This is a genomic window from Jiella sonneratiae, assembly GCF_017353515.1.
GTDB classification, from domain to species: Bacteria; Pseudomonadota; Alphaproteobacteria; order Rhizobiales; family Rhizobiaceae; genus Jiella; species Jiella sonneratiae.
On the sequence record NZ_JAFMPY010000006.1, the window covers coordinates 164,914 to 188,158 of the forward strand.

The following is a 23,245-nucleotide window of genomic DNA, read 5'->3' on the forward strand; positions in this document are numbered from 1 at the left end:
AGCAACGCGCCGCCGCGGCAGCCGTCCGGCCGGCGTTCCGCAGGGCCGCCAGCCTTAAAGAATTGCTTACCATCGCGGCGAATCTTTCGATACAATTCGCCATGGCCCGGTACGACTTTGGACACAATCGGAGGCGACGTTCCGGGTCGGCGGACGGGAGCGGGCCGACGATGCTTCGCTCTCCGAAATTGGCGGCACTTCCGACGCGAAGGCCGCAGGCCCGAATGCACGGCATCAGACGTGGCGAGCGAGGAGCAAGGTCATGACGAGACGGATTCTGGCACTTTTCGCAAGTTCGTTCCTGACCGTGGCACTGACGATCCCCGCAATGGCGGAGGAGACCGACGGTGTCATCGAATCCATCGATCGCGAGCACGCGCAGCTGCGCCTCAGCGACGGCGAGATCTACAACCTGCCGCCGGACTTCGACTACGAAGCCATCGCCCAGGGCATGACCGTCGTCCTGATCTACGACGCCGCCGACGAGCGGCCGCATCTCAGGGCGCTCTGACCCCGCGAGGCTCGATCCACCGCCGGGCTTCGCCGTTTTTCCGGCAGGACCGTTCGTCGCAGGACCGCGTCTACAGCACGCCCGAATAGCGCTTGGCGATCGCCGAGAGCGTCGCCTCGCGCCAGCGCGTGTCGCGTTCCGCGCGCGGCTTCGCGATGTCGTGGACGCCGCGCACGCGTGACGGGCGCTCGGTCAGGAAGATGATCCTGTCCGAGAGCTGAACCGCCTCGCGCAGATTGTGGGTCACCATCAGCGCCGTCGTCGGCCGCGCCGACCAGACGTCCATCAGCAGCTTGCGCAGCCGCGTCGCGGTCTGCTCGTCGAGCGAGACGAAGGGCTCGTCGAGGAGGAGCAGCGACGGACGCACCGCGAAGGCCCGCGCCAGGGCGACCCGGCGCGCCAGGCCGAGCGAGAGCTCGGAGGGATAGCGCGAGCGCATCTCGGCGAGGCCGAGGACGGCGAAGAGCTGGTCGAGGTCGCGTTCGGCCTCGTCGTCGGACAGTGCCAGGCGGACGTTCTCCTCGACCGTACGCCAGGGCAGGAGACGCGGCTCCTGGAAGACCGCCGCGATCCGCCCGTGCCCCTCGTCAGGCAGCCTGAGCCGCCCCTCGTAATCCTCGTCGAGGCCGAGGATGATCCGGAGCGTCGTCGTCTTGCCGCAGCCGGACGGGCCGATCAGCGTCGCGAAGCTCGCCGGCGCGACCTCGAAGGCAATCGTCTCGATCGCACGGACCGCCTCGCCGTCTGCCCCGCGGAAGGTCTTGCCGCGGATCTCAACCTCGAGCGCGTTTCGGCCGCCAGCGGGTGGAATGGGCTTCGAAAGGTTGGACAAGGAGGAACTCGATGATCAGCATGACCGCGACGAAGGCGAGTGTATAGGCGAGGATCGCCGCCACGTCGAAGAGCTGGAAATAAAGGTTGATCTGAAAGCCGACACCGTTCGAACGGCCGAGCAGTTCGACGACGAGGGCGATCTTCCAGATCAGCGATATGCCGGAGCGGGACGCTGCGGCAAAATACGGCTGAAGCTGCGGCAGGACCACGTGGCGCAGCGTCCTGGCGAAGGAGAAGCGGTAGACCCGCGCCATCTCCTCGAGATCGCGGTCGAGCGCCCTTGCGCCTTCGCGCAGCGTCACGACGACGTTGGGAATCTTGTTGACGGCGATGGCGCCGATCGCCGCCGCTTCGTTCAGCCCGAACCAGATGTAGGCGAGGACGATCAGGACCAGCGCCGGGACGTTGAGGAAGAGGATCACCCAGGGGTCGAAGAAGCGGTTCGCCTCGCGGTTCATGCCGAGGAAGATGCCGATGGCCGAGCCGACGGCCATGGCGATGGCGAAGGCGCCGGCGACCCGCATCAGCGTCATGCCGAGATGGAAGAACAATTCGCCGGTTCGCGCGTCGCGCCAGAACGCCTCTGCGACCTCCGGCGGGGTCGGCAGCACGCGGCTGTCGGCGAGCGTCGCTGCGACCCACCACACGGCAAGGAGACCGGCAAGTGAGACGATCGTGACGACGCCGGGCGCAAGGCGCGAGGGGACGGCGGTGCCCGCCGTCCCGTGTTCCAGCTCAAGAGCCATTCTTGCCGTCGTCGTAATAGGTGCCGGGCTGCAACGTCTTCGACGGCCCGACCAGCTTTTCGCCGCCGATCTCGGACAGAAGGCCGTAGAGCCGCTCCGTGTCGGTGCGCTCCTCGGCCGCCGACCGATCGGGGATGCCTTCGCGATAGCGGTCCCGCAGCGTGGTGAAGGTCTTCTCGTCCTCGGCCTTCATCAGCGGTTTCAGCGCGTTCCAGGCATCGTCGGAGCTCGCCAGCAGATCCTTCGTCGCCTGGTCGGCCTTCAGGAAGGCGGCGATCGCCCCCTGGTGCTTCTCGGCGAATCCGTCGCGGAACACCCAGCCGATCGAGGCGACCGGCCCGGACGTTCCCATTTCCATCGCCGCTTTCGTCCCGGAGATCAGCGTGCGGAAGCCCTCCGCCTCGAGCCGCGCGGCGTAGTGCCAGAAGTTCAGCACGGCATCGAGTTCGCCCTGCCGGGCCTTTTCGGTAAGGAGCGGCGGGGCGCCGTAGACCACCGAATTCTCGGCCGCGAGATCGACGCCGTAGCGCTTCTTCGCCAGCGCCTGGATCAGCAGCCAGTTCTTGTCGAGCGGGCCACCGGCAACGCCGATGGACTTGCCCTTGAGGTCGCCGAGGGTCTTTGCCGGGCTGTCCGCCTGCACCATCAGCGAGCCGACCGAGGTCGAGTAGGGCACGAAGGTGAGGTCGGTCCCCATCGCCCGCTCCCGCGACACCCACAGCCAGTCGGAAACGATCATGTCGACCGAGCCGGCCTGCAGCGCCACGGCGGAGGCGTCCTCGCCGGCGAAGGGGACGACGTCGATGGTGACGCCGGCCTTCTCGTCGAGGCCGGCCCGCTGCATCGCGTCGAGCTCCCAGTTGACGGTGCCGAATTTCAATACGCCGATCCGGATCGTCGGATTCTCTTCGGCAGAGCCGGGGGTGACGGTGGCAGCCAGGACGAGCGCGAATACCGCCGCGACGGCGCTTGTCAGCCGCATGACGATCCTCCCAAATTCCGCGGTGCCCGGCGCCACCATAAGCGCTTCGCCGCGCTGTGGCGATGGTCCGACGTCCCGTTTCGACGCGGTGCGCCCGCCTTGCGATGCGAAGGCCTCACGACCGGGCGTCGATCGCCTCGGCGATCTCGTCGGCCATCTTCAGGAGGCGGACGATCAGGGGCACCACCAGGCTGACCGGAGAGGGCCTGCGGCCGCGCGCGATCTGCGCCTCGCGCACCTCCGCCGCGATCTGTCCGACGGCCGGGATGAAGCGGATGGCGAGGGAAACGGCGAGGCTGATCTTTCCGACGTCGAGGCCGAGCCGCGCGAGGGGCGACAGTCTGCGTTCGAGCGACGCGACGAGATCGGCGGTGCGGGTCGTCAGCGTCACCAGCCCGGCGGCGAGCACGAGCGCTGCGAATCGCAGGACGAGGAGGAGCGCTTCCGAAGGCGTCGAGAGCCAGAGCTGGGCGAGCGCCAGGAGGACGAGCACGAGGGCGACGGGCCTGAGCTGCGCAAGGAAGATGCGTGCGCCAAAGCCCGCCGCGAGATAGAGGCCGAGGACGAGCAGAAGCCCCCCGGCCGCGACGATCGGCGAGGCAACCGAGAGGAGAAGCGTCCCGAAGAGGACCAGCGCGAGGAGCTTCGTCCCCGCGCCGGTGCGATGCAGCGGGCTGTCTCCCGCGCGGTAGAGTCCGGCGATCACCCGGCGATCCGAAGATAGGCGTCGATCGCCGCAGCGGGCGCCGCGTCGGTGGCGAGGCGGCCGGCCTCGAAGACGAGCACGCGGTCGAAATCCGCCAGGAGCGTCAGATCGTGGGTCACGAGCAAGACGTTCTGGGGCATCGCCGCGACCGCCGCCATGATCGCGCGGGCGTTCCGGCGGTCGAGCAGGGTCGTCGGCTCGTCGAGGACCAGCCATTCCGGCTCGAGGATCATGACGCCGGCAAGCGCCACCAGCTGCCGCTCGCCGCCGGAAAGTTCGTGGACGAGGCGGTCGCCGAAGCCCTCCAGGCCGAAGCGGTTGAGAGTTGCCGCGACCCTTTCGGCGATCTCCGGCTTCGCCAGGCCGCGCCCCTTCAGGCCGAAGGCGAGATCCTCGCCGACGGTCGGATAGACGATCTGGTTGTCGGGATTCTGGAACAGGAAGCCGACCTTGCGGCGCACCGCCTTCGCCTCGCGGCGGGTGTCGAGGCCGTCGACGGTGACGCGGCCAGCGCTCGGCAGCAGCAGCCCGTTGACGAGGCGCGCGAAGGAACTCTTGCCGGAGCCGTTGGCGCCGACGACGCCGATGCGCCGCTCGGCGAGCGTCAGATCGAGCCCCGAGAGAACCGTTCGTCCGCCGCGTTCGAGCCGGACGCCCTCAATCGAGATCATCGCTCGGAGCGGTCCGCCAGCGGTCCTCCTGCCGGATCATCGGATAGGCCCGCCTGACCATGACGATCGCGGCCGCCGCGAGACCGGCCTTGATGAGGTCGCCGGGGATGAAGGCGGCGGAGCCCGTGGCGGCCGTTGCCAGCGGCACGCCGCCGACGAGCGAGATCCAGGGAATGCCGATCGCGTAGAGAAGCACGATGCCGCCGGCGGCGGCGGCGAGGAAGGCGGTGACGAAGGTCAGCTTCGCCCAGAATCGCTCGACCACGAGGCCGGTGGCGAAGGCCGCGACGATCCAGCCGAAGATGAAGCCGGCGGTCGGCCCGGCAAAGATCGCCAGCCCGCCGCGGCCCCCCGACAGAAGCGGCAGGCCGGCGGCGACGAGCACCACGAAGAGCAGCATCGACAGCGCCCCGCGCTTCGCGCCGAGGATGCCGCCGGCGAGCATCGGGCCCATCGACTGGGCGGTGACCGGTACCGCGATGGCGGGAATCATCAGCGGCGGAAAGGCGCCGAGCGCGGCCATCAGCGCGGCGAAGAGCGCGATGAGGACGATGTCGCGGGTGGACATGGCGATGGGAAACCTTTCTTCGGGTCGTGCCGGATCAGGCGACGACTGACCGCATGGCCGGCGAAAAATCAATGGGCACGAGCGATCGCACGTCTCACGCGGTGCCTTTGGCGGGCGGGGCGGGCGGTCGCCGCGTCTCGGCGCCTCCGCTGCCGGCGGCAGGCAGCTTCCGGCGCCAGCGCCCGGCGCCGTGGCCGGCGAGGATCCAGTAGACCAGCGGGAAGGTCAGCGAGGCAACGAGGATCGCCGTCTGGACGCTCATATGCGGCACGTTCTGGCCGTAGGCGACGAAGAGGATCGCGATGCCGCCGAACAGCCCCGCGACCAGATGCAGGAGCAGCGACGACAGGCCGAAGAGTTCGCTCACCACCATGCAGGCGACCCAGGGCATGAAGGTCACGGCACCGATCTGCAGCGTCTGGGCGCCGAAGACGAAGGCGGCCCGGCCGACGAAGATCGGGTCCATCGCGGCCGACCCTCCAATCTGCATGAACGGCCAGAGCATGGCGAAGGCCGAGGCGAGGCAGGCCGCGACATAGGCGAGCGGCACGACGAACAGGAATCTCAGGACCGTGCCCATCGGCGACCACCTTCTTCGATCTGCACGCGATCGTTATCGGCCCGATCGCGGCCGGACTGTAACCGCTTCGGCCGCCGCACCGAACCCCGGTCGAGGACACAATGTCGAGGAGACGACGATGCCCGCCAGATGGTTTGCCGCCGCTTGCCTTGCGACCATGGCCGCGCTGCCCGCGACGGCCGGGCCGCGGCACGTGGTCGAGCTCTTCACCAGCCAGGGCTGCTCTTCCTGCCCGCCGGCCGATGCGCTTCTGCGCGGCCTGTCGGGCGAGGCCGACGTCCTGGCGCTCGGTTTCCACGTCGACTACTGGGACCGGCTCGGCTGGCCGGACACGCTCGGCTCCCCGGCCTTTTCGACTCGCCAGCGGGACTATGCCGTCCGGCGCGGCGACGGCCAGGTCTATACGCCCCAGGCGGTGGTCGACGGCGGCGGCCATGCGGTCGGCTCCAACGCCGTGGCGATCGCCGGGCTGATGGGCGCGCCGCTGCCGGTCGAGATCGCGGTCGACCGCAAGGCCGGAACGGTCAGGATCGGCGCTGGAAAGGAAAGGGCGGGTTCGGGCGGGGCGACGCTCTGGCGCGTCGACTACACCCGCACCGCGTCGGTACCGATCGGAAGGGGCGAGAACCGCGGCCGCACGGTCACCTACGTCAACGCCGTCCGCGGCCTGACGCCGCTCGGACGGTGGACCGGCACGCCGGCACGCTTCGATCTCGGCCGCTGCGGCGCGGCGAAGGGCGCCGACGCCTGTGCCGTCGTCCTGCAGGCGGACAGTGACGGCCGGCCCGGCGCCATCCTCGGCGCGGCGGACTGAGGGCAAATACGGTCGTCTTTCACGCGTCGCCGGGCGCACCGTGGAAATGTGCGTCGACGTCGGCATGGCCTTCCAGGATGTTGACGATCTCGAGGGTTTCGCGATCGTCGAGATATCGGATGTAGATGACATAGCCGCGGAACGCATAGCTCCGGATGTCACGCCGAAGCTCCGGGCGCGGGGTGCCGAGAAGGCCCGGAAGGCCTAAAGGAGTGGCACATTTCAGGCGCAACAGGTCGATGAAGCGTCGCCCGACCGACAGGCTGCCGCTTTGCCGGGTGACGTCGGTGAGGATTTCCACCAGATCGGTCCGAGCGGACCTCAAATGTCTGATACGGATTCCGGCAGATCACTTCGTGATGCCGGAAACAAAGACGCTCATTCGCCGCGCGGGCTTGATACGAGCCCCGCTCTGATCGAGCGGATCTCGTATGAGGCGTGGCACCTCAGTAGCCTTGTTCGGCCAACTCCGCCGCTCGTGCTTCGAGGGCCGCGTCGATGTCGGCCTCAAGTCGCCTCGCCGCCGGCGGGGCAAGGTCTTCGGGGCGATTACTGGATGTTCCCGCTGCACCTGAAGAACGCGTCGAGCGCCTTGTTGCTTCCCCCAAGATCGGTTTCCAGGATGATGTTCGGTCCGCTGAACGACACCTGCCGGGAGTTGGGGATCGCATCGTCCAGATAGCCCGGGCCGTCGCTGCGCCCCTGGGTGATGCGGGCCCATTTCTCGCCGTCGCGCCCCTCGATGATCTCGACGACGGAATCCGTCGGCGCGTCCCGCGGCCCGAAGCCGACCTTGACGGGAATGCGCTGGCCAAGACGGCCCATCTCGCCGCCGTCCTTGAAATCGATATAGCTGTTGTCCCGGTCGATTTCGAAGCGCAGGTTGCCCTTGGCGGAATCGTAGGTCTCGCAGGCAACGACCCGGCCGCCTTCGCGAAACTCGTTGATGATCCACGAGCCCGCCTTGCCGAAGCGCGCGGCCGTCGCCTCCGTCGGCTCGGGCGCCGCCGCGGACGCGGCCTCGCCGGAACGGCCGACGCATTCCTTGACCTTCAGCACCGCCGCCGTCGAACCCGACAGGGCGAAGTCGTAGTCGGCCTTGCCGACGCCGAGAACAGCAGCCTTGCCCTGGCGCAGGCCGTCGAGTTCGGCCTCGCCGAGCCAGGCGATCGTCCAGCGGCCGGTTGCCGTCCCCGAAATGAAGTCGCCGCCTCTCTGATAGCCCTGGCCGGAGCCCGCACCGTCGATCCGAAGCGTGCCCCGCCAGTCGGGCCGGGAGACGACCGGCACCGCGAGCTGCCACTGCTGGCCGTCCCAGCCGAGGCGGAAGGCCGAGCCGTCGCTGCGCCTTGCCTCGGCAAAGCAATAGGCGAACTTCCCGCGGGCCCTCGCGGCGAAGACGCGCCATCCCCGCGTGTCGGCGTAGAAAGATTCGCCCTTCGGCGCTGCGACGATGTCGTAGCCGCCGTAATCGTTCTGCTGGGCCGTGGCCGACCCGGCGAAAGTCAGCGCGATGGTCGCACCCAGGACGAGGTTTTGCCAACCGAACACGGATCACCTTTGACGCGGGGAGAGAGAGGATGGAGGCTTCGATGGGGGCGGCGGAGGCAACCGCCGCAACGTTTGACGGTCGGCTACGGATGCATCATCCGGATCATCGCATCCGGAGCGCCCTGCGGCTTGGTCTTGCCGAACCAGGATCTTCCCTCCAGGGAATTGAAGTCTCCGAGCCAGAACTCGTAGTAGGTCGGAATGATCGACGGCACGACGAACCTGTAGATCTGGTTCTTTTCCGTAAAACCGACCTTCCAGCACGAGCCGTTCAAGCAATAATTGACCTTGTTTCCCATCAGAAGTTCGATGGAGGAGTGATTGTCCTTCGTGATCCCTTTGCGGATTTCGGGGATGTAGATCCAGCTGCCGCTCCAGCTCAAGGTGCCCTGAACCTTGATGACATGCGCCTTCTCGGGGCCGGCAGCCGGGGCTTCCGCCGTGAACCCGGCAATCGAGACGGTCGCATATGCCAATGCCGCCAGTAATGCCTGCATGATCCTGCCGATCTCCGTGCGCTCGCGCTCATTCGAATCTTGACGGCCGACACCCGACGACCGTTGCAGCTTCCGGCGTCAGCCGCCCTCGGCCTTCCTGCATCTTGCACGGCGCGCGGACGCCCCGGCGGTGGCAGCGTCGATCTTCCCGCGGTCGGACAGCACGACAAAGCACTGCCGCGCTGCTTGCGCAGGCGCATTGCAACTTCCGGCAATTCCGACTTTCAGGATGACCGACATTCCCCAGGGGAACGTACTATGCCGTCGATGCCGCGATGGCAAGTCGAATCATCGGCGCGACCCCATGACGGTGAAGTCGGCGCTTTCGCCATCGAATTTCGATGATTTGGGCTCGAAGCCGGAAGGTGCCGCCGCCCCGGACCGGGTTTTGCTCTGAAGCGAGATGGCCGGCACGGACGGACATGCGGACCCGCGCCCCGAGCGCCCTCGCGAACGTCGTGTTGGCGCGATGATGGCGACGCGTCCGCTCGCCCGGCACAGCCGGATGCGCAGACGAATTTTCGACGCCAAGCCGGGCCACGTTAGAAAACCGGATCGGCCGCCATCAGCCGGCTTCGATGCCTCACGGCATCGGACCGGCTTCGGACCGGCGTCACCCCGGCACAGGTCTCACTCGGCCGCCGCCAGAGCCTCGCGGTCCTTCTTGCGCATCCGCTCCGATTCCGATTTCAGCTGGCCGCAGGCGGCGAAGATGTCGCGGCCGCGCGGGGTGCGGATCGGCGAGGCGTAGCCGGCCTGGTTGACGAAGTCGGCGAAGCGCTCGATCTGGTCCCAGTCGGAGCATTCGTAGGCCGAGCCCGGCCAGGGATTGAACGGGATCAGGTTTATCTTCGCCGGAATGCCCTTCAGCACGCGCACGAGCTCCTTCGCGTCGTCGAGGCTGTCGTTGACGCCCTTCAGCATGACGTATTCGAAGGTGATCCGCCGGGCGTTCGAAAGGCCCGGATAGGTCCGGCAGGCATCGAGCAGCTCCTTGAGCGGATATTTCCGGTTGATCGGCACCAGCTCGTCGCGCAACGCGTCGCGGACGGCATGGAGCGAGATCGCCAGCATCACGCCCATCTCCTCGCCGGTCTTTGCGATCATCGGCACGACGCCGGAGGTCGAGAGCGTGATCCGCCGCTTCGACAGCGCCAGACCCTCGCCGTCGGAGACGACGGCCAGCGCCGCCTTCACGGCGTCGAAATTGTAGAGCGGCTCGCCCATGCCCATCATCACGACGTTGGAGACGAGGCGGCCTTCGGAGGGAACGATCGCGCCGGCGGGCGTCTCGGCATCGGGAAAGTCGCCGAGTCGATCGCGCGCCAAGAGCACCTGGCCGACGATCTCGTCGGCGGTGAGGTTGCGGACGAGCCGCTGGGTGCCGGTGTGGCAGAAGGTGCAGGTGAGGGTGCAGCCGACCTGGGAGGAGACGCAGAGCGTGCCGCGGCCTTCCTCGGGGATGTAGACCGTCTCGATCTCGACCGGCCGGCCCGCCCCCTTGGCCGGAAAGCGCAGCACCCATTTGCGGGTGCCGTCGACCGAGACCTGCTCGGTGACGATCTCCGGCCGTGCGATGGTGAAGGCGGCGGCCAGCTTTTCCCGCAGCTCCCTCGAGACGTTGGCCATCTGCGAAAAATCCGAGACGCCGCGGACGTAGAGCCAGTGCCAGAGCTGGGCGACGCGCATCTTGATCTGCCGCTCGGGCACGCCGACGGAGGCAAGCGCCGCGCCGAGTTCCTCGCGCGACAGGCCGATCAACGAGGGCGTCTCGCCGAGCGGCTGCGGGACGGCCGGGATCGCGGCGGCGGCGAGCGCCCGTTCGGCGAGCGCGGCGCGGCTTTCCTGCGGCTTCAGGTCGATCGAAACGGCCATGACGGTCCTTCGCGAAATCGTCTTGCCGGCGGCGCATCGCGGCCGGCTGGGTCGAGCGCTGCCACCCAAGGCGCGCGGATGTGTCGGATTTCAGGAACACATGCCCGTTTTGCCCCGATACTTCAAGGTGCGGGGATGTGCCGAGCCGATCGCGCGAAGCCGGGGCCCGCATTTGCGATTGGCCTGATCTCCCCACAAGGGCGGAGATCGAAGCGTCAGCGACGGCGCTCGCATTCAGGCGATCGCGCCGGCGACCTGGGGTGCCGCCTTGCCGTCAGCCGTCGTCGTTCGGAATGTTCAGGATCTGGCCGCAGGCCTTGCAGTGGACGGCGTCCGGGTCGTGCCGCTGAAGGCCGCATTGCGGGCAGGGATGGTGGACCTTCGACGGCTTGAAGATCGCCTGGGCGAGTTGCACGAACAGGCTGATGCCGATGATCATGACGACGATGGCGGTCAGCTTGCCCCAGGGGCCTTCCAGCGTGATGTCGCCGTAGCCGGTCGTCGTCACCGAGGCGACGGTGAAGTACAGCGCGTCGAGATAGCCTTCGAGGCCGGAGCTCTGGCGAAAGAAGAAGGTGTAGATGAAGCCCGTCGCCAGAAACAGGAAGGTGACGAGATTGACCACCGCCCGCGCCGGCAATTCCCATTCGGCAAGGCCGCGGCGCTTCAGCGGCTGCCACAGCCGTCCGCTCTTCGACAGCGACCAGAGACGCAGGATCCTCAGGAAACCGAAGTTGATCAGCGCATAGGGCAGAAGCAGCGTGACGAGGATCAAGACGTCGAGGAGGACCAGCGGCTGGCGCAGCCGGCGAAACGGCCGGGGCACCGCCAGCATGCGCGCCGCGATGTCGATGAAGAGCACGGCGGCGACACTGTAGTCGACGGCGAGAAAGGCCTGGGTGCCTTTCAGGACCGGCTGGGCGATGAACAGCGCGATGATCGCAAGGTCGACGGTCAGGGCGGCCGTCTGAAAGCGCATGGCGGCTTTGCCGTCGCCGTAATAGAGCCGGCGAAGCCTCGATCTGAGGCGGGCGAGGGGCGCATCGTAGCGCGGCGCTCTGGCCGGGTGGGGCGATGTCGGCATCCGGTTCCTTGAGCGCGCCGGTTCCTTGAGCGCGAAGCTGTCCCGGGGCCATATAGGCCGAAGCCCGGACGATCGACCGCTTCAGGCCGCCCGCGGCGCGGTCGTCTGCCTCTCAACCTTTCGGAGGTTCATCCCCATGTCAGCACCGACGCCCTTAAACGAGGAGCGCCCTCGCATCGCGATCACCTATTGCACCCAGTGCCAGTGGCTGCTCAGGGCGGCGTGGATGGCGCAGGAACTGCTCTCGACCTTTTCCACCGATCTCGGCGAGGTGGCGCTGGTGCCGGGGACGGGCGGCGTCTTCGAGATCCGCTATCGCGACGGCGCGAGCGAGGCGCTGATCTGGGAACGCAAGGCCGACGGCGGCTTTCCGGAGGCGAAGGTGCTGAAGCAGCGGGTGCGCGACCGCCTCGATCCGGAACGGGATCTCGGCCACAGCGACCGGCAGCGATGACGCCCGCTGTCGATCAGCGGCGTCTCAGAACGACGTAGACGCAGAGCCACCCCGCGAGGATCGCGGCCGCCCCGGCGAGCTTGATGCCACCGCCGTAGCCGGCATCCGCGAGAAAGTTGAACGCCACGAAGGCGCTGACGAAGGCGGCGAAGACGTAGAGGTCGAAGGTCAGATCCCTGAGGAACGAGACGATGAACCTCATTCGAGGTAGCTCTCGAACCTGGTGAAGGCGGCGCGCGACTGCGGGTCGCTGCCGGCGATGATTGCAGCCAGCGCGACGAACGGCGCGAGCTCGTCCTCGACCAGCCCGTAGAGCATGTCGAGGTTGCCGTCGGCCAGCTTCTGCCAGAGCCGGGGGTCGATCTTCCTGAGCCGCTTGGAGGCGTTCGACGCCTGCTCGATCGTTCCCTGGATCGAGATCGGCATCAGGGCGACGCTCATAACCCTGTTCGCCGCCTGCTTGCTGATCACCCGGGCCACCGTCTTTGCGCCGATCTTCGCGACGACGATGTCGGTCACGGTCTTGACGATGAATTTCTTCGTCGCACGGCTCGCCACGATCTTCATTCCGCGCAGGGCGAGATGATCGGCAAGCTTTTCGATCGCGGAGGCGGGAAGGCGTTCCAGCGATTCCGAGACGACGATCGTGATGACGCTCATCAGGATGCCGCGGTTCTCGAAGGCAGCCTTCATCAGCGCCCAGACGCGTCTGTCCTCGGCAAAGTTCTCGCGCTGGATGTCGCGGCCTAGAACGCCGCTGTCCTCCACCGTTCGCCGCGCGCCGTAATACAGCCCGATCGGAATGGACGCCACGCCGTCGACCACCGCACCACCGACATCAAGTATCCGCATCGCGCCGCGCTCGTCCCAACAATATCAACCGAAAATAGCATATTCCTGAACATACACAATCTTTGATTTAGCATATGGCGCGTCGGGCCGGCCCGTCTTGCGGCGGGGGCCCGGCCATTCCATGAGCCGTCGAGGACGATGCCGTCCGCAGGCGCCGCCACATGCCGATTTCAGCAGACAATCCACGGCGTTAACGGTTTGTTAACCGGGGTCTCGCGCAAGCTTTAGACGGCATTGTCCCTCGCGACTCAGAACGGCAGTTCGTGCGTATCGCGAGGAATGAACATGGCTCTTGCCATCGGCGGGCAGGCTCAGCAGATCCTGACGAATCTCTCGGGGCTCGGAGCGCGCAAGCTCTCCGCGCTCGGCCTCGTCGGCCTGTTGGTGGTCGCGCTCGTCGGTCTCGGCAGCTACTACCTGTCGCGACCGGACATGGAGGTGCTCTATTCGGGCCTCGATCGGACCGACGTCACCCGCATCGGCGCGGCGCTGACGGAAGCCGGCATTCCCTTCGACGTCAACGCCAAGGGCGACGCGGTGATGACGCCGTTCTCGCAGACGGCGCCGGCGCGCATGCTGCTCGCCGAAAAGGGCCTGCCGCGCTCCGAGAACGCCGGCTACGAACTCTTCGACAATCTCGGCTCCATCGGCCTCACCTCCTTCATGCAGGAGATCACCCGCGTGCGGGCGCTCGAAGGCGAGATCGCGCGCACCATCCAGTCGCTGGCGCATGTGCGTGCCGCGCGCGTCCACATCGTTCTGCCGGACGAGGGAAGCTTCCGCCGCAACGAGCGCAAGCCCTCGGCGAGCGTCGTCATCCGCACCGACCAGCCGGAGGACTTCTCCTCCGCCCAGGCGATCCGCCACCTCGTCGCTTCCGCCATTCCCGGCATGACGCCCGACGAGGTGACGATCCTCTCCTCCGACGGCACGCTGCTCGCCTCCGGCGACGATTCGGCCTCCAGCGCGCCGACGAAGCTGTTCGGCATCGAGCGCATCGTCGGCAAGAGCGTCGAGGATTCGATCCGCCGCACCCTCTCGCCCTATCTCGGCATCGGCAATTTCCAGACCTCGGTGACGGCGCGGCTCAACACCGACCGCCGGCAGATCAGCGAACGGACCTTCGATCCGGACGGCCGGGTCGAGCGCTCGGTCCGCTCCATCCGCGAGAACGGCGAGAGCGAGAACTCGACCAAGGAGAACGCCGTCGGCGTCCAGCAGGACATCCAGCCGGCCAACGGCCAGGCGCAGTCGAGCAGCGGCCAGACCTCCAAGGACAACAACGAGCGCCGCGAGGAGCTCACCAACTACGAGATCAACGAAAAGACCGTCCAGACGACGAGCGAGGGCTACAGCGTCGAGAAGCTGTCAGTCGCGGTGGTCATCAACCGGGCGCGGCTGAAGCAGTCGCTCGGCGAGAAGGCGACCGACGCCGACATCGACCAGCGCATCGGCGAACTCAAGGCGCTCATCGCCTCGGCCGCCGGCATCTCCGAGCAGCGCGGCGACCAGCTGAAGCTGACGGCCGTCGACTTCCTCGACAGCGAGACCGCCCTCGAGCCGGTTCCGGGCCCCGGGCTCGGCGAGATGTTCATGCGCCAGTCCGGCACGCTCATCAACGCGCTCACCATCCTCGCGGTCGCCGTCCTCGTCATCTGGTTCGGCCTCAAGCCGGCGATCCGGGCGATCGTCCAGACGCCGGGCCAGGAGAACGGGCTGGAGCTCGCCGGCGAGGGGCTGCCGGGCCTCGGCCTGCCGGAGAACGCCGGCGCCCTGGAGTTGCCCGGCGGTTTCGAGTTCGCGCAAGGTACGCCCGATATATCCGAGTTCGGCGGCGGCGCGCCGGCCTATCTCGGCCAGTTCGACGAACCCGACAACCTCAGCCCCCAGGAGCGCATCGAGCGGTTGCTCGACCAGGACGAGCTGAAGGCCGCCAACGTGCTGAAGCAGTGGATCAATCACAAAGAGGCGGCGTAAGGGATGATCTCTCTCGCAGACTATCTGACGGAATTCCCCGAGGCCGGCGACGAGCACTTCCAGAGCCTGACGCCCGCGAAGCCGAAGCCGCAGAAGAAGCCGAGCTTCGAGCATCTGACGCTGGTCTCCGACGCCCTGCCGGCCCAGAAGCGCCGCAGCAAGCCGGTGCCCGAGCATCTCGAGGCGATCCCCGAGATGGGCGAGGCCGAGAAGGCCCTCGACGACGTTTCCTTCGACGGCGCCGACTTCGGCTTCGACGCCGAGCAGGCCGCAGCACCGCAGGAGATCGCCTTCGCGCTGCCGCAGCTGACGGAAGAGGACGTCGAGGCCGCCCGTGCCGAGGGCCGCGAGGCCGGACGCGCCGAGGCGTTCGAAGAGGCCGAGGCGCGGATCGAGGCCGCGGTGGAGGCTGCCCTGCAGGCCGAACGTGCCCGCGCCGCCGCGCATGAGGCCGAGGCGGTCGAGGCCGCGCGCCTCGAAGCGCTCGGCGAGGAGGGCGGCCGCCTGGCGGAACTTCTCACCGACAAGCTCGAGCGCATCGAAACGGCGCTGTCGACGTCGCTCGCCGGCGTCCTGAAGCCGATCGCGCTCGACGTCAGGACCCGCCAGACGATCGGAGACCTCGCCACGGCCGTCGCCACCATGTCCCTCGACGGACGCTCGCTCTCGCTCGAGGCGGTCGGCCCGGCGGCGCTGCTCGACGCCTTCGCCGAGGCCCTCGGGCCGCGGCGCGGCTTCGTCGCCTTCGAGGCAGACGAGAACCTCTCCGACATCCGCATCAGCTGCGACCAGACCACCCTCGAGACCCGTCTCGCCGACTGGAAGCGCGCCCTGGAAGAGGCCCTGACGTGAGCGAGCAGTCCGGAGCGGGGCATCTCGACCAACACCAGATCATCATCGTCCGCCGCAGCGGCCATGGCGAGGGCGAACACCACGGCGGTGCCTGGAAGATCGCCTTCGCCGACTTCATGACCGCGATGATGGCGTTCTTCCTGGTGATGTGGCTGACCAATTCCTCGGACATGGCGACGCGCAAGCAGGTCGCCCAGTACTTCAATCCGATCAAGCTCAACGATCCTTCGCCCGCCACCCGCGGCATCAAGAAGAAGGACGACGGCGCCGACCGCAGCGAGAACCAGAACGGCGAGAGCGCCGCCGAGACCAACGGCGATCCGCGCGGGCATCCCACCGCCGGCAACGAGACCGGCGGCGAGGAGAAGGCGATCTTCCGCGACCCGTATTCGGTGCTCGCCGAGATCGTCTCGGAAAGCAGCAAGAACGGCGACGGCCAGATGTCGGGCAAGCCGGACGGTTCCGGCCTGCCGGGCCTCAACGGCGGCGAGGCCTATCGCGATCCGTTCGACCCCGATTCCTGGCAGCTGTCGCCCAACGTCATGGAGAGCGGCGGCCGGCTGGAGGACGTTCCGCCGATCGACTTCCGCACCGCCGTCCTGCCGCCCGAGGACCCGATGAGCGACCCGGAAAAGGGGCCGAAGGGCGAGGGCGTCGACGACCCCGGCAATTCCATGGCCGCGGGCGACCAGAAGGACAAGACCGGCTTCAAGGCGGCTGGCGACCAGAGCGGAGCACCCTCCGGCAAGGGCGCCGACGCCGCCGGCAAGGCCGAGGACGGCACCAAGAAGCAGGGCGGCGAGGCTGCCCGGATCAAGCGCGAGATCAATGCCCAACTCGCCAAGCTGGGCGATCACGTCCCGGCCAATGTCGAGGTCGTCGAGGGCGAGGGCGGCGTCACCATCTCGCTCGCCGACGAGGCGAAGTCCGGCATGTTCCCGGTCGGCTCGGCCAAGCCGAGCGCCGACGCCATCAAGATGATGGAGAAGATTGCCGAGGTTCTCGCCAAGCGGCCCGGCAGGATCACCATCCGCGGGCACACCGACGCCCGGCAGTATGCCGGCGGCGAATACGACAACTGGCGGCTTTCCACCGCCCGTGCGCACATGGCCTACTACATGCTGGCGCGCGGCGGCCTCGACGAGACCAGGGTCAAGGCCATCGAGGGCTTCGCCGACCGCGACCTCAAGGATCCCAAGCATCCGGACGCGGCGATCAACCGCCGCATCGAAATCTTCCTCACCGAACCACGGGCGTGATGCGTCAACCCCTCAACCATCTTGCGCGTCTCCTCGCGGTGGCCGCGGTCGTCCTCGCTGCGCCGGTGCGCGGCGAGGAGGCGCACGGCGACGCCGCCGGCAAGAGCGCGGCCGAGCGCGTCCGCGAGGCGGGCGAGGCGGCGCGGCGCGGCGACGAGGCCGGGCACGACGCTCCCGCGCAGGGCAGTGCCGGGCAGAATGCCGCCGGGCACGATGCCGGCGGGCACGAAACGGGCGGGGCCGACGCCGCGGCGCAGGCGCCGCACGAAGCTGGCGACGGGCATGCCGATGATGCCGGGCAGCCGGCGGCCGCAGCCGGCCACGGCGAGAGCGGGGCGCAGGCCGGCGCGAAGGCGGCCGATGCGGCACATGACGGTGGCAATGCCTCGCACGCGGCGAATGCCGGCGAGGGCGCCCATGCGGAACCGGATGCGCACGCCGGCGATGACGCCCATGCGGGGGACGCTGCGGAAGAAGCCCATTCGGACGAAGGCCACGGCAAGGCGCCTGCGCCGGTCCCGACCCGCGGGCCGCAGCCCTACGAGGTGATCCGCTCGCTGCAGTTTCTGCAGGACCAGGCCGCACGCGGCAATCCGTCGGCCAATCGCGTCCAGGCGCGTCTCCTGCAGTGGTACGGACCGGCGTTCGAACGTGCGAGCCAGGACACCTGGAAGGACCCGCGCAACCAGCGGGCGGCGGCTCTCTTCGTCCTCTCCGGCGGGCCGCCCTCCGTGCTGCGGATGATCCTCGCCAAGAACGACTTTCCCGCCGACGTGCGGCCGCTGCTCGACGGCGCGCTGGCCTATGTGGAGAACCGCCAGAAGGATGCCGAGCGGCTGCTCTCCGGTCTCGACGTCGCCAGCCTGGAGCCGGGCCTTGCCGCCCAGGTCAACCTCGCCGTCGCCCAGATGATCGAGAAGACCGCGCCTGACAAGGCGCTGGAGCGGCTGCGGCTGGTGATGCTCGACGGCACGGGCACGCTGCTCGAGGAGGCGGCGCTGCGCCTCGCCATGGTGCTGGCCGAACAGCTCGGCGAGCACGACCGGGCCGATGGCTACGGGCGGCTCTATTTCGACCGCTACGCCCATTCGGTCTATGCCGGCAATTTCCGGGCGATGTTCACCGCGCTCTACGTCGCGCGGCCCGTGGAAGAGGCGGACAAGACGGTGGAACGCGTCGCCGACGCGGTTGCCCGGATCCCGCTCGCCGACCGGCTCAACATCTTCCTGTCGATCGGCCGGCGGGCACTGATCGCCGGCAACATGAAGCTCGCCGGCATGGTCGGGGCGAAGGTTCTGGAGGTGCCGAACCTCACGCCCGCCGCCCGCCAGCGCGCGCTCCTTTACGTCGCCGCCTCGACCTTGACCGAGCGCGACCCCGCGGAGACGCTCGCCAGGCTGGAGGAGATCCAGCGCGACAATCTGCACCCGGCCGACCGCAAGCTCTACGAGGCGGCGCTCGGCGTGCTCGACGAAATCCGCAAGCCGCTGATGGCCGACGCGGCGATGCCTTCCGCCAAGGGCGGGGACGCGGCGCCGGCGGCCGACGCGGCCGATTCGGCCGTCCTCGACCGGGCGAACAAGCTTCTCGATGCCGTGCGCAGCGATCTCGAAGGGATGAAGGAATGACCGTGGCGAGGGGGATCGCGGCCGACGTGGCGGTGCCGGGTCGCAGTGCTTCCAAGGACCGTGGCGGCAAGGCGGGCGACGCCGACGGCTTCGCCGCGGCGATCCGCGACCTCAAATCGGCGCAGGACGGCGGCAATGCTGCGTCCGCCGCCTCCGGCAGGCGGCGCCCGGCGGCTGCGGGCGAGCCGGCCGCGCAGCAGGATGCTGCGGGACAGAAGGGTTCCGACACGGCCGAAACCGCCGCGCGTCTCGGCCGCGGACAGACCTCGCGCAGTGCCGGCAGACAGGTTGCCGGCGAGGCGGCCGGCGGGCCGGCGCCCACTGCCGGTCCAAAGGTCGCCGACGGCCCCTCCGGCGTCGCCGACGCGGCAGAGGCCATCGCACCGCTCGGCGACGCCGAGGGCGATGCGCAGGAGAGTGATGCGCAGGCGGCGGTCGTGCCAGAAAAGGGCCGCTCGCTGCCGGCCGCCGAGACCAAAGCCGCTGCGGCGGAAGGACTGTCGAAGCGCCGCATGGCGGCAGCCGGCGCATCCGTCGCCGGCAGGGACGGGCAAACCCGTCCGGGCGCCGCCGCTGCGGCGACGAACCTCGAAACGGGCCGCCGGGCCGCCCCGCAGGCCAGGCTCGCGGCGGTCACCGCCGAGACCGATCCGGAACTTTTGCGCCTGCGGCTGCTGCAATCCGGCGTCGATGCCGAGAATCCGGCCGTCGAACTGCAGCTTTCTGCGGAAGAGACCGCCGAGCGGCTCGGCATCACCCTGCCCGGGGACGCCGACACGAAAGCCTCCGTACAAAGGGCGGCGAGCCCGGTTCGCAGCCACCGCGTCATCGTCACTGTGGGGAGCGGGCAGGCGGTCGCCGCTTCCTCCGGCGACGACACGGACGAGGATGCCGGCGCGCCGGCCGCCGAGCCCGTCGAGACGGTCTCGGCGGCGCCGCTTTCGCCCGACGCCAAGCTCGCGGCGATCCTCGGCGGCTTCGGCCTGGAACGGCAGATCGTCGCCGCGAGTGCCGGGACCGAAGACGCCCCGCAGAACGGGCCGGCGGCGACGACCGCCGCCACGCCGTCGAACCTCCTCGCGGGGGCCTCGCTGGTCGATCGCAACCCGCTGCAGCCAGGTGTCGCGGCGCAGGCCGGTCCGCGCGCCCAGGCGCAAGGTGCCGCCGCCGATGCCGCGCCTGCCGCCGCCGGCCGGCCGGCGGTCGATCCCGCCGCCGTCCGGGGCGCCTCCCGGAGCGGCGAGGCTGCCGCGCAGCAACTGCGGCCGGCGGCCGCGTCGAGCTTCGTCCTCCCCTCCGGTGCGGCTCCGCAACAGGCTGTCGCCGATCTGGCGGCGCGCGCGAGCCTTCCGTCGCAGCAGGCCGCGTCCGGGTCGCCGGCCGCCACCGGCGGAGCGACCACCGCCGCCGCCACGAATGCGATACCCGGCGGCGCCGCACAGACGAGCGGGGCGGCGACGCCCGCACCGGCGAGCGGCGGCGACGTGCCGGTCGACGCATTGCGCGCCGCCTCCGAGCGCAGCATCCGCCTGCCGGGCTCCTCCCGGGCCATGCTCGGCGCCCGGGTCGACCTCGTCTCGATGCGCACCGACTTCGAGCCGGCGACACGGCGGGCCGACCGCGGCAGGGCCGGCGAGGGCGCCACCACCGCTACGGCACCGGTTGCCGCCACCGGCGGAACGATCGCCGCCGCCGCCCGTCGCGATGCGCTGGCGGGCCTCGGCGTCGCCGGCCAGACGGCGAACGCTCCCGCGACGGCAGAAAATGCCTTCTCCGCCTCCCAGAACACCGGCGCGACCGCTCAGGCTGGAACCGCCGCCATGCCAAGAGCTGCGACCGTTGCGGGCGGCGCGGTGGCCGAGTCGGTTCGCGGCTTCGCCGGCACCGCCTCCGCCTCCGCCGCCGCCTCCGTCGCCGGCCAGACGGCGACGAACGTGCCGACCGTAGCGGCTACGGCCGATGCCGCCCCGGCGCAGGCTTTCGAGCGCACGGCCCCGCTTTCTGCTACCGCTGCATCCGCCTCCACCGAGACGAGCAGCCCGGCTGCGACGACGCGCTCGGCCGACCCGTCCACGACATCGCCGCGCAAGCCCTCGATCGCCGGTCAGGCGGGTGCGGGCGCGCCGACCACCACCGTCCGGGCCGATGGCGCGCCGGTGCGGGCATTCGAGCGCTCGGCGCCGCTTGCGGCGACGGCTGCTGCCGGCGTTTCGTCCCGCGCTTTCGGCGAAGCGCAGCTCGGGCAGACCCAGCCTTCGACGAGCAGCATTGCGGCCGGCGCGGCTTCGGCGGGAATTGCTGCTGCAAGCACGCAGACCGCTTCCGCGGCAGAAGCCCGGCCCGCGGCCGGCACGGTTGCGGCCGTCCCACGCGGTGCAGGCACGGTGGAGCCGGTAAACAGCGGCCAAGCCGCGACCGCCGCGACCGGCTCGACCGAGACGAGCGTCACTGGGGCTGGCGCGCGGTCGACCGACCAGTCCGCCGCGGCGCCGCGCAACCCTGCGGCTTCCGGACAGCCTGCTGCCGCCCGGCGCAGCGCCCGCCCGGCCGCCGGGCAGGCGCAGGCTGCGACGCAGCAGACCGGCCAGCGATCCCCCGCAAATCCGGCATTCCAGCTTGACCGCCAGGCACAGCCGGGAACGGCCGCCGCAGCAGGCTCGAGCAGTGCCTCGCCCGAACCGGTGCGGAGCGTCTCGGGCGCGGTGCCAGAGGTTCGGCCCGGAGCGGGGATCGGGGCAGAAAGCGGTGCAGAGAGCGCGGTAGCGGGCATGACGGCGCCGGCCGACGGCCAGGCACGCGGCATGCCGAACCTTTCGCAAGGCGCAATGACGCCGGGGGCTGCAGCCGGTGCCGGACAGCCGGGATCTGCCGCCACGCAGACATTTGCTGAAGTTAGCCCCGCAGCGGTGACGTCGAGGATGACGGCGCCCGAAGCGGTGACCACGACAGCCGCCGCGCCGGCGGCCGGCGATGCCGAAGGTTCCGCAGCGATCGCCACGGGATCGCGGCCGGTCGCCGCCGCAACGACCGTGGAGGCCATTGGCGAGACCGGTGCGGCCTCGGCTCAGGCCGTGGCGGGCAGCGCCTTTGCCGAACAAGGATCGGGCGTTTCTGGGGAGAAAATGCCGAGCCCCTCCGTCCAGGGCATCCGCAGCGCCGATGCCTTGACGCCGCGCCAGGCGGCCGCCGCCGCTGCCGCGCCGCGTGACGCCGCAGCTCCCCGCGCCGCGACGTCGCCGGCCCGCGCGGATGCAGCTCCGCCGATCGCTTCCGGCACCGGACGTACCGACAGTGCCGACACCTCCGAGCCGAAGCAGCAGGGCGGCCGCGAGCTACCGGCGACCCGACAGGCCGGCGCAGCCGCCGCGCAAAGCCAGGCAGCCTCCAGCCGCGGCGTAGCTGCGGCGAGAATGCCCGAGGCCGCTCCTGCGGGCGGGCAGGCCGCAGGCCGCGGGGCGCTTGCGTCCGGCGCCGCAGCCTCGACCGAAGGCGCCGCTTCGTCCGCACCGGCCGGCAGCGATGCCGCATTGCCGGCGGCGGAGCCTCGCGTCGCCCGTGACGATGCCGGCGCGCCGGCGGCCACGGCGCAGCAGCCCACGTCCGGCAGCGATACCGGCGAGCCACTGCTGACCGGCGCGGCCGCTTCGGCGACGCCCGCCGAAACGAGCGATCAGGCCGGTACCGCTGCACCCGCAGAAGCCGGCACGCCGGGGCGCGGAGAGACGGCCGCGGCGCCTCGCAGCTCTCCCGGGGCGGAAGTCGCGGCTGACCTGACCACCCCTGCGCCTGCCGCGGATTCGGCCGCCGACGCCGGTGCCGATCGCGGCGCCGCGATGCCCGTGCGGGGCGAGACGGACCGCCGGAACGTGATGCCTGCGCCAGCCGGCAACGCCCAGAAGGCGCCCGCCGCCGCGCCTGCCGCGACGACCGGCACCGCCACGACCGGCGCCCGGCCCCTCCAGGTAGCTGCGGCCGGGGATCGCACCCCGGCGTCTGCCTCCGCCGCTGAAGGCGGGACGGGCGCGACGGTCGGCGCTGATCCGGCCGCTTCGCATCCTGCCGCGGACGCCCCCAAACACGAGCCGGCCTCGGCGCGCGAACTCGCAGCGGAGTTCGCCCGGCCGCTTCCCGCCGTCCAGCCGCAGGTTCCGGTCGCGCGCGGCGAGGCGGTGCGGGGCGTTGTCCCGGCGAACGTCGCGCCGGCGACCAGCCAGGTCGCCAATGCGGTTGCCGCGGCCCTCGTCCAGATGCCGGCGGCAGCCGCCATGTCCGAAGGGGTCGAACGCACCCGCCTGCGGGCCGGCGGTGCGGCGCTGAAGACGATCCAGATCCAGCTCGCGCCGGAAGATCTCGGCAAGGTCAACGTCACGCTCAAGCTGATCGAGGGCAGCCTCTCGGTGCATATCGAGGCGCTCGAGCCGGAAACCGCGATGCGGCTGAAGGATGACAGCGAGGCGCTGAAGGCGATGCTGAAATCCTCGGGCTTCGACGTCGACGACGCGCTCGTCACCGTCGGACAGCGGGACACCTCCGGCCTTCGCGCGGCGCAGCAGCCCGCCGGCCAGGGCGATCCGGCAGCTTCCGGCCAGCCGCGCGGCGATGCATCCTCCGGTGGTCAGACGGCGTCCGGCGGACAGAACGGGCAGGGCGCCCAGGGCAACCGCCGCGACGACGGTGCGCCGCGGCAGCCGCGCGGCGATCGATCAGCCGGGCCGATCGGCACCGGCGGCGAGGCCGGCAGCCGCGGCATGGGCCTCGACCCGTCGATCTACCTGTGACAGGCTGCGACGACCACACCGTCCGG

Annotated in this window: 22 protein-coding genes; 8 read left to right on the plus strand and 14 right to left on the minus strand. The window is 69.7% G+C overall.

Annotation, left to right across the window (positions count from 1 at the left end):
- The first annotated feature begins 262 nt into the window (after positions 1-262).
- Entirely contained in the window at positions 263-511 is a 249-nt protein-coding gene (locus tag J1C47_RS07900) for a DUF1344 domain-containing protein (protein ID WP_207350197.1), read from the plus strand.
- A 70-nt stretch (positions 512-581) separates the two neighbouring features.
- Here the strand turns inward: J1C47_RS07900 and J1C47_RS07905 are convergent, their stop codons facing one another.
- From J1C47_RS07905 to J1C47_RS07935, 7 genes are all read right to left on the minus strand, one after another.
- A complete protein-coding gene (locus J1C47_RS07905; protein ID WP_210382272.1) occupies positions 582-1,343 on the minus strand; it encodes an ABC transporter ATP-binding protein in 762 nt (253 codons plus the stop codon).
- Positions 1,285-2,091 carry an ABC transporter permease gene (locus J1C47_RS07910; protein ID WP_207350198.1) on the minus strand — a complete coding sequence of 269 codons (807 nt, stop codon included), beginning with the start codon at positions 2,089-2,091 and terminating at the stop codon, positions 1,285-1,287. Before J1C47_RS07910 ends, J1C47_RS07905 begins: the two co-directional genes overlap by 59 nt.
- A complete protein-coding gene (locus J1C47_RS07915; RefSeq protein ID WP_245396427.1) occupies positions 2,081-3,073 on the minus strand; it encodes an ABC transporter substrate-binding protein in 993 nt (330 codons plus the stop codon). Before J1C47_RS07915 ends, J1C47_RS07910 begins: the two co-directional genes overlap by 11 nt.
- A gap of 115 nt (positions 3,074-3,188) precedes the next feature.
- Positions 3,189-3,779 carry an energy-coupling factor transporter transmembrane protein EcfT gene (locus J1C47_RS07920; RefSeq protein ID WP_207350200.1) on the minus strand — a complete coding sequence of 197 codons (591 nt, stop codon included), beginning with the start codon at positions 3,777-3,779 and terminating at the stop codon, positions 3,189-3,191.
- The gene (locus tag J1C47_RS07925; protein WP_207350201.1) at positions 3,776-4,450 is read right to left on the minus strand and encodes an energy-coupling factor ABC transporter ATP-binding protein; all 675 of its coding nucleotides are present in this window, start codon (positions 4,448-4,450) and stop codon (positions 3,776-3,778) included. The genes J1C47_RS07920 and J1C47_RS07925 overlap by 4 nt, the downstream gene beginning before the upstream one ends.
- Positions 4,437-5,018, minus strand: a complete 582-nt coding sequence (locus J1C47_RS07930; RefSeq protein WP_207350202.1) for a biotin transporter BioY — start codon at positions 5,016-5,018, stop codon at positions 4,437-4,439. Before J1C47_RS07930 ends, J1C47_RS07925 begins: the two co-directional genes overlap by 14 nt.
- 94 nt (positions 5,019-5,112) lie before the next feature.
- Positions 5,113-5,598: a hypothetical protein gene (locus J1C47_RS07935; protein WP_207350203.1), complete on the minus strand. Its 486-nt coding sequence runs from the start codon at positions 5,596-5,598 to the stop codon at positions 5,113-5,115.
- Positions 5,599-5,716: 118 nt separating this feature from the next.
- Between J1C47_RS07935 and J1C47_RS07940 the strand changes: the two genes are divergently transcribed.
- Positions 5,717-6,412, plus strand: a complete 696-nt coding sequence (locus tag J1C47_RS07940) for a DUF1223 domain-containing protein (protein ID WP_207350204.1) — start codon at positions 5,717-5,719, stop codon at positions 6,410-6,412.
- A 19-nt stretch (positions 6,413-6,431) separates the two neighbouring features.
- On the opposite strand, the gene J1C47_RS07945 is transcribed toward J1C47_RS07940, so the two are convergent.
- The 5 genes from J1C47_RS07945 to J1C47_RS07965 all read right to left on the minus strand — a co-directional run bounded on the left by J1C47_RS07945 (position 6,432) and on the right by J1C47_RS07965 (position 11,419).
- On the minus strand, positions 6,432-6,737 hold the full coding sequence (locus J1C47_RS07945) for a type II toxin-antitoxin system RelE/ParE family toxin (RefSeq protein ID WP_210382273.1): 306 nt from the start codon (positions 6,735-6,737) through the stop codon (positions 6,432-6,434).
- Between the two features lie 224 nt (positions 6,738-6,961).
- On the minus strand, positions 6,962-7,963 hold the full coding sequence (locus J1C47_RS07950) for a hypothetical protein (RefSeq protein WP_207350205.1): 1,002 nt from the start codon (positions 7,961-7,963) through the stop codon (positions 6,962-6,964).
- Between the two features lie 83 nt (positions 7,964-8,046).
- Positions 8,047-8,460: a hypothetical protein gene (locus J1C47_RS07955; protein ID WP_207350206.1), complete on the minus strand. Its 414-nt coding sequence runs from the start codon at positions 8,458-8,460 to the stop codon at positions 8,047-8,049.
- A 630-nt stretch (positions 8,461-9,090) separates the two neighbouring features.
- The gene (gene rlmN / locus J1C47_RS07960) at positions 9,091-10,335 is read right to left on the minus strand and encodes a dual-specificity RNA methyltransferase RlmN (protein ID WP_207350207.1); all 1,245 of its coding nucleotides are present in this window, start codon (positions 10,333-10,335) and stop codon (positions 9,091-9,093) included.
- 274 nt (positions 10,336-10,609) lie between these two features.
- A complete protein-coding gene (locus J1C47_RS07965) occupies positions 10,610-11,419 on the minus strand; it encodes a potassium channel family protein (RefSeq protein WP_207350208.1) in 810 nt (269 codons plus the stop codon).
- Between the two features lie 136 nt (positions 11,420-11,555).
- On the opposite strand from J1C47_RS07965, the gene J1C47_RS07970 reads away from it, so the two are divergent.
- Positions 11,556-11,873: an Rdx family protein gene (locus J1C47_RS07970; protein WP_207350209.1), complete on the plus strand. Its 318-nt coding sequence runs from the start codon at positions 11,556-11,558 to the stop codon at positions 11,871-11,873.
- Positions 11,874-11,886: 13 nt separating this feature from the next.
- Here the strand turns inward: J1C47_RS07970 and J1C47_RS07975 are convergent, their stop codons facing one another.
- Together J1C47_RS07975 and J1C47_RS07980 are read right to left on the minus strand one after the other, a co-directional pair.
- Positions 11,887-12,075, minus strand: a complete 189-nt coding sequence (locus J1C47_RS07975) for a hypothetical protein (RefSeq protein WP_207350210.1) — start codon at positions 12,073-12,075, stop codon at positions 11,887-11,889.
- Positions 12,072-12,725, minus strand: a complete 654-nt coding sequence (locus J1C47_RS07980) for a hypothetical protein (RefSeq protein ID WP_207350211.1) — start codon at positions 12,723-12,725, stop codon at positions 12,072-12,074. The genes J1C47_RS07975 and J1C47_RS07980 overlap by 4 nt, the downstream gene beginning before the upstream one ends.
- A 285-nt stretch (positions 12,726-13,010) precedes the next feature.
- Here J1C47_RS07980 and fliF point away from each other — a divergent pair, with 285 nt between their 5' ends.
- Genes fliF through J1C47_RS08005 form a run of 5 tightly spaced genes read left to right on the plus strand, consistent with a single transcriptional unit; the run spans position 13,011 to position 23,219 of the window.
- On the plus strand, positions 13,011-14,702 hold the full coding sequence (fliF, locus tag J1C47_RS07985; protein ID WP_207350212.1) for a flagellar basal-body MS-ring/collar protein FliF: 1,692 nt from the start codon (positions 13,011-13,013) through the stop codon (positions 14,700-14,702).
- Between the two features lie 3 nt (positions 14,703-14,705).
- Positions 14,706-15,554, plus strand: a complete 849-nt coding sequence (locus tag J1C47_RS07990) for a hypothetical protein (protein WP_207350213.1) — start codon at positions 14,706-14,708, stop codon at positions 15,552-15,554.
- Entirely contained in the window at positions 15,551-16,813 is a 1,263-nt protein-coding gene (locus tag J1C47_RS07995) for a MotB family protein (RefSeq protein ID WP_207350214.1), read from the plus strand. Before J1C47_RS07990 ends, J1C47_RS07995 begins: the two co-directional genes overlap by 4 nt.
- Complete coding sequence (locus J1C47_RS08000) at positions 16,813-18,441, plus strand: hypothetical protein (protein ID WP_207350215.1); 1,629 nt, start codon at positions 16,813-16,815, stop codon at positions 18,439-18,441. Before J1C47_RS07995 ends, J1C47_RS08000 begins: the two co-directional genes overlap by 1 nt.
- Positions 18,438-23,219: a flagellar hook-length control protein FliK gene (locus J1C47_RS08005; RefSeq protein ID WP_207350216.1), complete on the plus strand. Its 4,782-nt coding sequence runs from the start codon at positions 18,438-18,440 to the stop codon at positions 23,217-23,219. The genes J1C47_RS08000 and J1C47_RS08005 overlap by 4 nt, the downstream gene beginning before the upstream one ends.
- The last annotated feature ends 26 nt before the right edge of the window (positions 23,220-23,245 follow it).